The organism is Mycobacterium sp. (genome assembly GCF_032162605.1).
In the GTDB taxonomy this organism is placed as follows: domain Bacteria; phylum Actinomycetota; class Actinomycetes; order Mycobacteriales; family Mycobacteriaceae; genus Mycobacterium.
The window spans coordinates 19,980-27,660 of the sequence record NZ_JAVROT010000604.1; the positions used below are offsets into that span (position 1 = coordinate 19,980).

Sequence of the window (7,681 nt, forward strand, 5' to 3'; positions counted from 1 at the left end):
CTTGACTTATATAAACGATCACTTACCCTTGCAAGGGTGCATGCGTTCGACGTTCTGGGGGACCCGGTGCGTCGTCGGATCCTCGAACTGCTCGCCGACGGGGAAATGTCGGCGGGCGCCATCGGCGAGACCATTCAGGACGAGTTCGCGATCACTCAGCCCGCAGTGTCGCAGCATCTGAAGGTATTACGGGACAACGGGTTCACTTCGGTACGCCCGGAAGGTCAGCGCCGGTTGTACGCCGTCGATGGCGCGGCGCTTCGCGACGTCGATGAGTGGCTCAATGGGTTCCGCCGCTTCTGGGCACCGCACCTGGATGCATTGACCACCGAAATCGGGCGGGGAAAACGACAACGACGAGAGAGGAAGGTATGACCGAGATTGATGTCGACCACCAGATCAACGCTGTTGGGCGCAACGTCGGGACCCGCGTGATCGAGGCCGGAGAGGCGCACGTAGTCACGATCAGCCAGTCGTACGACACCAACGCGGGAGACCTGTGGGATGCCGTCACCAGCATCGAACGCATCCCACGATGGTTGATGCCGATCACCGGTGACCTGTCGGTCGGCGGCTCCTATCAGTTGGAGGGCCACGCCCATGGCACGGTCCTCACGTGCGACCCGCCGGAGAACTTCACCGCCACTTGGGAGTACGGAGACAACGTCAGCTCGATCGACGTCAGCGTCACCGGCGAGGACCCCGGCCGGGCGCGGTTGGTGATCGAACTCACCATCGGCACCGACGACGAGAACTGGCGCGAGTTCGGGCCAGGGGCAGTGGGGATCGGCTGGGATTCGATGGTGCTTGGGCTGGCCATTCACGTGGCAACCGGCGAGTCCCTCGATCCGTCGTTCGGGCCGCAGTGGACTGCTACCGAGGACGGCCACCGCTTCCTCGCGCTGTCCGGCGAGGCCTGGCACACGGCGAACGTCGCTGGGGGAGAGGATCCTTCGGTAGCACGTGCATTGACGGATCGATGCATCAAGGCGTACCTCGGCGAGGAATGAGCGGGAACCGATCACGTGATGCTCACGACGGCCCGATTGGCCAGGGGCGTCTGGAGGCCGACCGTCAGCGTGCCGGGTACCGCGATCATCGTGCAGACCCGCTGACCCGCTCCCGGCAGCACGCCCGCACGCAATTTCACCGCGACGATGTCTGCGGTCTCCTGAACCTCGGCATGGACGCCGTAACACTCGGGCGTGCCGCTGGTGAAGTGCACGGCTATCGCGCGATCGGCGGGCGGCCGGCCCCAGGAATCCATGGCTTGCAGGCGACTGTCGACGATCGAGGGATTATCGGTGAACGGCGTGGCACCGTCGGACTCGGGACGCTCCGTCACTTGCGTCACGACTGGAGCTGTCGGCACGTCGGCGGGCTCTGCCGCGGCGGTCGTGCCGCCCAGGGTGAGCAGTCCCGCCACGACGACGGCGATCGTTGCAGTCGAGCGACTAATGGATCGCATGCCCTTACCCTAAGCCGCGTGGTGGTCGGGAGTCGGCTGTCAGTACCCGATCTCATCGCAGATCGGGGGAATGATGATGAGCGCCCCGCGCGGGTGGGTAGCTCGGGCGTTGCGCATCATTCGTGAGCATTGGGGCGGTCGGGCCGAGAGCGTTCGGCCTCGAGGGTCGGGGTGAGGGCGGCATCGAGGATCCGGGTGTCGCGCGTGACGATCGTGAGGTTGCGGCGAACTACCTGCGCAACGATCACCCGGTCGACGGGGTCCTTGTGGTCCCACGGCAGCCGGGCAGCCAGGATTGCATCCGACGATTCGATGGACAGTTCGACACTGCTCATTCCGGCGAGTACATCAGGCCAGGCCGACAGCAACGTATCGCCCTCGAGGCGTCCAAGGCGCGTCTTGATGGCGATCTCCCTGCCGACGCGGCGGTCACACAGACATTCGTCGTCGGATTCGAGAGCACCTCCAGCGCCCCGCGTCGAGCTTCGACGGCTCGCTGACGAGCCAGAGCAAGACGTGGGTGTCTAGGAGCACCTTCATGAATTGCAATGCCACTTGACGTATCCGACGACGGCGAGGCAGCCAACACTGAGCTCGGTCTGCTGTTGGGGTTGACGGGGCGGCTCGTGACTGGTCCGTTGGCCGAAGCGTTGCCCGCGTTGCGTCCGGATTTGCTCTCTGTCCTTGGCCCTCGCGACGAAGAGTGGCGTCGTCGCTTCAACGTCGGTTCCCTCGCAAATGCCGGGGTCTGGCTCGCGCCGTTGGCCGCCGTATCGTCGGATCCAGCGACCTGTGCCGTCGCCGCCATACGGCATATCGCAGCTCGAACCGACCGCTGGTGGCTGCATGTGGACCTCGACGTCCTCGACCCGCTGGAATTCGGTGCGCAGGGTCTGCCCGGTGTTGCAGACGATCCCGGCGGACTCGGCTGGGCCGAACTCACCTCCGCGCTGACGGCGGCGCTTGAGCAGGGCGGTTGCGTCGGGTTGAGTCTGGCGATCTATGACCCGGACCAGGACCCTTCGGGACGTGATGCTCGACGCATCGTTGATTTGGTGCGCGATCTAAGCGCGCGGTTCTAGAGGTCGAGTGCCGTCTCAGTTCACATGACAAAGCCCGCTATCTCATCGGCACCGACATCCTGAACGATGGCGGAGGTATCGCCTCGATGGGGGAGCGAGCCAGGGTAAATGCCGGAAACGGTTGAGCCGCAAGGGCGATTAGCCGGTGGTGGTGGGGTCCAGGATCGTCGTGTAACCGATGCTGGCGTCGGCGTCGGTCTTGAGGCCGCCGACCTTGTATGCGGCGTCGACGATCTCCTGCTGGATCTTGAGGAACTGTGGGTCGCCGATCTTGTAGAAGATCATGTGGGAGTTGTTCTGCCAGTTGACCTTGGCGACGTCCGGCGTCTGATTGAGGACGGTCCCGCTGATCACGAGCCGTCCCGTGACCGGCCCGATGGCGCAGCGGTGCCACGCGAACGTGTTGCGTAGCAGGGACATCCACGACCTGGTGCTCAACAACACCGATCCGGCGGACGGCGTGACGTCTTCGGACTGAGGCTCACCACGAAGTACGACAACATGACCCCACCGCTGGGCGGGTATGGCACCCTGACCACCGTGCCAACCGAACCCACCACAGTCGCGCGAACCAGAACCGCCGCGGGCGCCGAGGTCGCCGTCCTGACCTTCGACCACGGCCCGCTGAACCTGTTCGACCAGTCGATGTTCCACTCGCTGGTGGGACGAATCGCGGAGTTGGCCGCCAACCCGCCACGCGCACTGCTACTACGCGCCGAGGGCAAGGTGAACTCGGCAGGCGTCGACGTCCACGTCTTCCAGGGACTGACCGCGCAACAGGGTGCCGATCTCTGGCGCAAGCTGTTCGCCGAGATCGTCGGTCCCCTCGAGGCACTGCCGTGCCCGGTGGTCTTCGCGGCGCACGGCCTGACACTGACCGCCGCATTCGAGATCGCGCTCGGCTGCGACATCATCCTGGCTGCACCGCGGGCGAAGCTCGGACTCGTCGAGACCGTGGTTGGCCTGACACCGTCGATGGGCGGACCTCAGCGGCTCGCCGAGCGCGCCGGTTCGGGTCGAGCCCGCGAGCTCGTGATGACCGGTGACTTGTACGACGCAGCGACACTGGCCCAATGGGGTGTGGTGAACGCCGTCCACGACGACGTCGACGCGGCGGCTCGCGCGCTGACCGAGCGTCTGGCCGACGGACCGACCAAGGCGCACGCCGCCACGAAGCAGATCATCGCGGCATGGCGGTCCGGCGGGGTCGGCCACGCCGACGCCATCACACCCGAAGTCTCCGGCGCACTGTTCGAAACCGATGATCTGCAACGCGCGGTGGTCAGCTTCCTCGACGTCGGACCGGGAAAGGCCACCTACACCGGGCAGTAGCAGGCCGACCACTGGCGGGGGCCCGCAAACTCGATCCCGCTTGACATCGGATGTGAGTGGGTACGTACACCGCGCCCGGGAAATGGTGGCCAAGCAGCCCCTCACAGAGAGTTGAGTACTGACCATGACCGACTATCGGATTGTCCGTAGTTTCCCTGTCGCGGCAGGAATCGCCGCCGTCGTCGCCCTGAGCACGCTGACCGCGGCCTGCGGCTCGAGCGGCAGCGGTTCTGATTCCTCGACCTCGAGCACGACGAGCACTACGACGAGCGCGACCACAACGGCGCCCAGCGGGACCGCGACGGCGCCCGCCTCACCACCGGCCGGTACGGGTGCCCCAGGTACAGGTGCGCCAGGTGCTGGCGCGGGACCCGGTGGCGCGACGGCGAGTGTGCCGGGAGCTGGTGCTGGCGCCGGACCCGGTGGCGCAACGGCTGAGGTGCCAGGAGGTGGCGCTGGCGCCGGACCCGGTGGCGCGACCGCGGGTGTGCCGGGAGCTGGTGCTGGCGCCGGACCCGGTGGCGCAGGCGCGTGCGCCGGCCCAGTGTGCGTCGGAACCGGTGGCTAACCGCTGAGCTCGATCGGTCCAGACCATTGGACTAATACGTCCAATGACGGACCGGAGCAGCTGCTGAAGCCGAATGACACGAGCGAAGGAGAAATTGGACGGGGCGGCCCACTCGAACGACGGGGCCGCCCCCTCCGTCGCGGTGCGTCAGTTGTCGCCGGGGAAGGCGGGGGGGGCCGGAGGGGCCTTCACCGGCGGCGTGAAGATTGCCACCCGTCGGGTTGATGCTCTTCTCGGTGGGCGAGACCGTCGCTGACGGGGCGGTGGTCGTCGTGGTCGTCGTAGTGCTCGACGGCCCCGGCCCTCCGGATTCGCCATCTCCGCAGGCGGTCAACACTGCCGCCGAGATGGCGGCAGAGATGCCAACGGTCGCTGCGACGCGGCGAGTAAGCCGGCGATTTTTCTGAGGGAGTCCTATCCGTGCTGGCAGGGAAAGCTGTGAATTGACATAAAGTGAACTGTATCGTCCAGAAACACTCTAGGTCAAGATCGTGAGAGGTAACTCGCCGAGCTCCCGCGCACGTCGGAAACACGCGGTTAACAAGGAATTATGCCCTCAAGGGCGCCGACGGTACGGCGGTGCGTGGGTTCTGCAGGGGGAAGAGCTGATCGGACCAACAAGTCCAAGTGCAGGGTTCGATGCATGCCGTCAGTCCTGCACGGCCTTGGCGAGCGCCACGTAATGCGTCAGCCTGGTGGTGTCGGCGCGCGCGCTGCTCAATTCGCGAGTCGCTTCGTGGACAACCCGAACGATGACCCACGCGCGGGCCCGTTCCTCGTCGAGGCCGGCGACGTCGACCAGGGTGTGGAAGCGGAACCGGACCCCGTCGCGGATGTGCCCGACGAGCTCGTCCCAGCGGTGCAGGAGCATCGGCGCCAGCTCGTAGTGCGGATCGCCGTTCATCGGCCTGGGGGCGATGGTCAGCCAGGGCTCGCGGTCGGCGGCGAGCACGTTCCCGTAGTGGAGCTCCCCGTGGATCACGCTGCCTGCGTTGCCGGAGTCGGCCATCAGGTCGCTGCTGAGTGCAATCGCCTGCTCGACCAGTCGGCGCGGGATCGGCGCACTTCTCGGCAGCTCCCCGAACTCGCGGGTCCAGTGCTCGACATGCAAAGTGAGGGAACGCAACTGAGGTAGGGCAGGGACGTGGATGCGTCGGTAGAGCCCGGCCACGACCTCGCACGCTTCGACGTCGGTCAGCGTCTCGAGACTCTGCGGACGCAGTCGCTCGAGAAGCACCACGCGGTGACGGGGATCCGCGCGCAGCAGGCGAACCGAACCCTCGCCACCCCATCGCCGGAGAACGAGGTGTTCGTGTTCAGAATCCCCGTCGGGAAAGCTGATCTTCAGGACGGCGGGCGCACCGTCGGACGTGCGGACGGGGAGGACGAGTGATCTCGAACCGTGCGTCGCAGCCCCGTCGGGCCGCAACTCCCACTGCTCGAGATGACTCCGGATGATGGTCGCGAGCTCGTCGACCCACTGCTGCCACCGCGGCCCGCGGGCAGCCATCGCTCGGACACCGGTGGGAAGTTCGGTCACCGCCGGCTCGACTGGCGGCGCGCCACGAGGGCGACCACGCGAGCGGCGAAACGATCAGCGCTTCGGGTTGCGCTTCGGGTTGCGCCTCGGAGCGCGCGAAGGTGCCGACTCCGTCGTTGCAGGAGCGGACCAGCCATCGCACCGCAGAACACGCCGAGGACGAAGACCCCACGTGAGCGTCGCCGGTTCCGCCGCGCAACGACGAATCCGAGGCCCGTGAACGTCGTGGCCGTCAAGGCGAGCGCGAAGAGCAGCCACATCATCTGCGACGGTTCGACCACCTGCCGATCCAACCACCGCGTCCGCCGAGCCGGCAGGACCGAACCCCGTTCGTGACCAGAACGACCGCGAAGCGTTAGCCAGGTCGGACAAGCTGTAACGCGAGGTAGCCCGGGGAGCGATCAAAGGACTGAGAATGGCAGCACTACTAAACACCGGCTGCCAGCAGGGTCGGAGGGCACTCGTCGTGATTCGTCGTATGGGACTGGCCGTCGTGGTGGCCGCCGTCGCGCTGGCAGGATTGACCGGATTGTCTACGGGGATCGCCTCCGCCGCATCCGGGTGTGGGGACTACCACTTCATCGGCGCTGCGGGTTCGGGCCAGCGTGACGGCGCGGGTCTGACCACCAACGGTGGCATGGGTGGCGTCGTCTACCAGACGTATCTGCAACTGCAGGGCGACCTGGCGGCGAGCGGGCAGACCATCACCGCCGAGGCCGTTCAGTACCCCGCAGCGCCGGTTCCGCTGGAGGGCGGGGTGGGTGGCTGGATGGACTTCATGGACAGCGTCAAGGAAGGCACCGCCGCGGCCGCCGAGCAGTACACGGCGTTCACCAAGCAGTGCCCCGACACCCAGGTGGTGCTCGCCGGCTATTCGCAGGGCGCCATGGTGATCCACCGCAACCTGGAGGACCTGGCCGACGACCCGCACGTGGCGGCCGCGCTGCTGGTCGCCGACGGCGACCGGCTGCCCGCCGACACCACCGTCAACATGGGCTCGACGGCAATCGTGCCCGGAGTGGGCAAGGGCGTCGCTCAGGAGCATTCGTTCCTGGCGTCCGCCCCCACCTCCAAGCTGCCGGTGGCGATCGGCGCGCGCACCGTCAGCGTCTGCGACGTGGGCGATCCGGTCTGCGACTACGACCCCGACACCACCACGGACGCGTTGTCGCCCGCCGCGCTCGCGATTCACACCTCGTACGCGCCGACGGCAAGCGGGTCGCACGCCTGGGTCGCACCGCTCTACGGTCTGGTGATGAGCGCGGCCCCGGCGACGACGTCCACGATGGGGCTGACGGCGAACGGCGGCGGCTGACCCTGGACCGGGTTGATGAAACCGTGCCCCTCGTCGTGCTTGATCATGTACTCGACTTCGACCCCACGTGCTCGCAGCGCGTCGAGGAGGGTGTCGGATTCGGCCTGTACGACACGGACGTCGTTGGCGGCCTCCTGCTCCGGGTCGTCGGGGATACCAGCGATCCAGTGCCTGCGCATGACCGATGAACCTCTGCGGTGAGTGATCTGCCCGATTGGCGGAACCGCCTTGACCGCTATTGGCCTGTCCATAGTGGCTTTTGCTTCGCCAGGAACGCTTCGACGCCGATCTTGAAGTCGCGGCTGCCGTAGCATTCCTCGACGAGATCATCGCCGTCGGGGAGGTTGGCGGCGAGAAGGCGGTTAGCGCTTTCCTT

Annotated in this window: 11 protein-coding genes and 2 pseudogenes; 8 read left to right on the forward strand and 5 right to left on the reverse strand. The window is 66.6% G+C overall.

The window, feature by feature from the left end; translation table 11 throughout:
- Positions 1-36: 36 nt before the first annotated feature.
- Both QOI01_RS34680 and QOI01_RS34685 read left to right on the forward strand, forming a co-directional pair.
- Complete coding sequence (locus QOI01_RS34680) at positions 37-375, forward strand: ArsR/SmtB family transcription factor (RefSeq protein ID WP_526388550.1); 339 nt, start codon at positions 37-39, stop codon at positions 373-375.
- On the forward strand, positions 372-1,010 hold the full coding sequence (locus QOI01_RS34685) for an SRPBCC domain-containing protein (RefSeq protein WP_526388552.1): 639 nt from the start codon (positions 372-374) through the stop codon (positions 1,008-1,010). The genes QOI01_RS34680 and QOI01_RS34685 overlap by 4 nt, the downstream gene beginning before the upstream one ends.
- Before the next feature lie 11 nt (positions 1,011-1,021).
- Here the strand turns inward: QOI01_RS34685 and QOI01_RS34690 are convergent, their stop codons facing one another.
- Together QOI01_RS34690 and QOI01_RS34695 are read right to left on the reverse strand one after the other, a co-directional pair.
- On the reverse strand, positions 1,022-1,468 hold the full coding sequence (locus QOI01_RS34690) for a hypothetical protein (RefSeq protein WP_526388554.1): 447 nt from the start codon (positions 1,466-1,468) through the stop codon (positions 1,022-1,024).
- A gap of 116 nt (positions 1,469-1,584) precedes the next feature.
- On the reverse strand, positions 1,585-1,803 hold the full coding sequence (locus tag QOI01_RS34695; RefSeq protein ID WP_526388556.1) for a PIN domain-containing protein: 219 nt from the start codon (positions 1,801-1,803) through the stop codon (positions 1,585-1,587).
- A gap of 303 nt (positions 1,804-2,106) precedes the next feature.
- Here QOI01_RS34695 and QOI01_RS34700 point away from each other — a divergent pair, with 303 nt between their 5' ends.
- A complete protein-coding gene (locus tag QOI01_RS34700) occupies positions 2,107-2,550 on the forward strand; it encodes an arginase family protein (protein ID WP_526388558.1) in 444 nt (147 codons plus the stop codon).
- Positions 2,551-2,576: 26 nt separating this feature from the next.
- Positions 2,577-2,675, forward strand: a pseudogene (locus tag QOI01_RS34705) (SDR family oxidoreductase); the annotation flags it as partial.
- Positions 2,676-2,688: 13 nt separating this feature from the next.
- On the opposite strand, the gene QOI01_RS34710 reads toward QOI01_RS34705, so the two are convergent.
- Positions 2,689-2,970: a hypothetical protein gene (locus QOI01_RS34710; protein WP_526388560.1), complete on the reverse strand. Its 282-nt coding sequence runs from the start codon at positions 2,968-2,970 to the stop codon at positions 2,689-2,691.
- Positions 2,971-3,051: 81 nt separating this feature from the next.
- On the opposite strand from QOI01_RS34710, the gene QOI01_RS34715 reads away from it, so the two are divergent.
- The 3 genes from QOI01_RS34715 to QOI01_RS34725 all read left to right on the forward strand — a co-directional run bounded on the left by QOI01_RS34715 (position 3,052) and on the right by QOI01_RS34725 (position 4,857).
- Positions 3,052-3,882: an enoyl-CoA hydratase/isomerase family protein gene (locus QOI01_RS34715; protein ID WP_526388562.1), complete on the forward strand. Its 831-nt coding sequence runs from the start codon at positions 3,052-3,054 to the stop codon at positions 3,880-3,882.
- Between the two features lie 356 nt (positions 3,883-4,238).
- On the forward strand, positions 4,239-4,457 hold the full coding sequence (locus tag QOI01_RS34720) for a hypothetical protein (RefSeq protein ID WP_526388564.1): 219 nt from the start codon (positions 4,239-4,241) through the stop codon (positions 4,455-4,457).
- A 229-nt stretch (positions 4,458-4,686) separates the two neighbouring features.
- The gene (locus tag QOI01_RS34725; RefSeq protein WP_526388566.1) at positions 4,687-4,857 is read left to right on the forward strand and encodes a hypothetical protein; all 171 of its coding nucleotides are present in this window, start codon (positions 4,687-4,689) and stop codon (positions 4,855-4,857) included.
- Between the two features lie 242 nt (positions 4,858-5,099).
- Here the strand turns inward: QOI01_RS34725 and QOI01_RS34730 are convergent, their stop codons facing one another.
- Entirely contained in the window at positions 5,100-5,990 is an 891-nt protein-coding gene (locus QOI01_RS34730) for an aminoglycoside phosphotransferase family protein (RefSeq protein ID WP_526388568.1), read from the reverse strand.
- A gap of 415 nt (positions 5,991-6,405) precedes the next feature.
- Here QOI01_RS34730 and QOI01_RS34735 point away from each other — a divergent pair, with 415 nt between their 5' ends.
- Positions 6,406-7,305 (forward strand): cutinase family protein, encoded by a 900-nt coding sequence (locus tag QOI01_RS34735; protein WP_526388570.1) that lies wholly within the window; start codon positions 6,406-6,408, stop codon positions 7,303-7,305.
- On the opposite strand, the pseudogene QOI01_RS34740 reads toward QOI01_RS34735, so the two are convergent.
- Positions 7,233-7,439: pseudogene (locus QOI01_RS34740) on the reverse strand (alpha/beta hydrolase family protein); the annotation flags it as partial. The gene QOI01_RS34735 and the pseudogene QOI01_RS34740 sit on opposite strands and share 73 nt — an antisense overlap.
- Positions 7,440-7,681 lie beyond the last annotated feature (242 nt).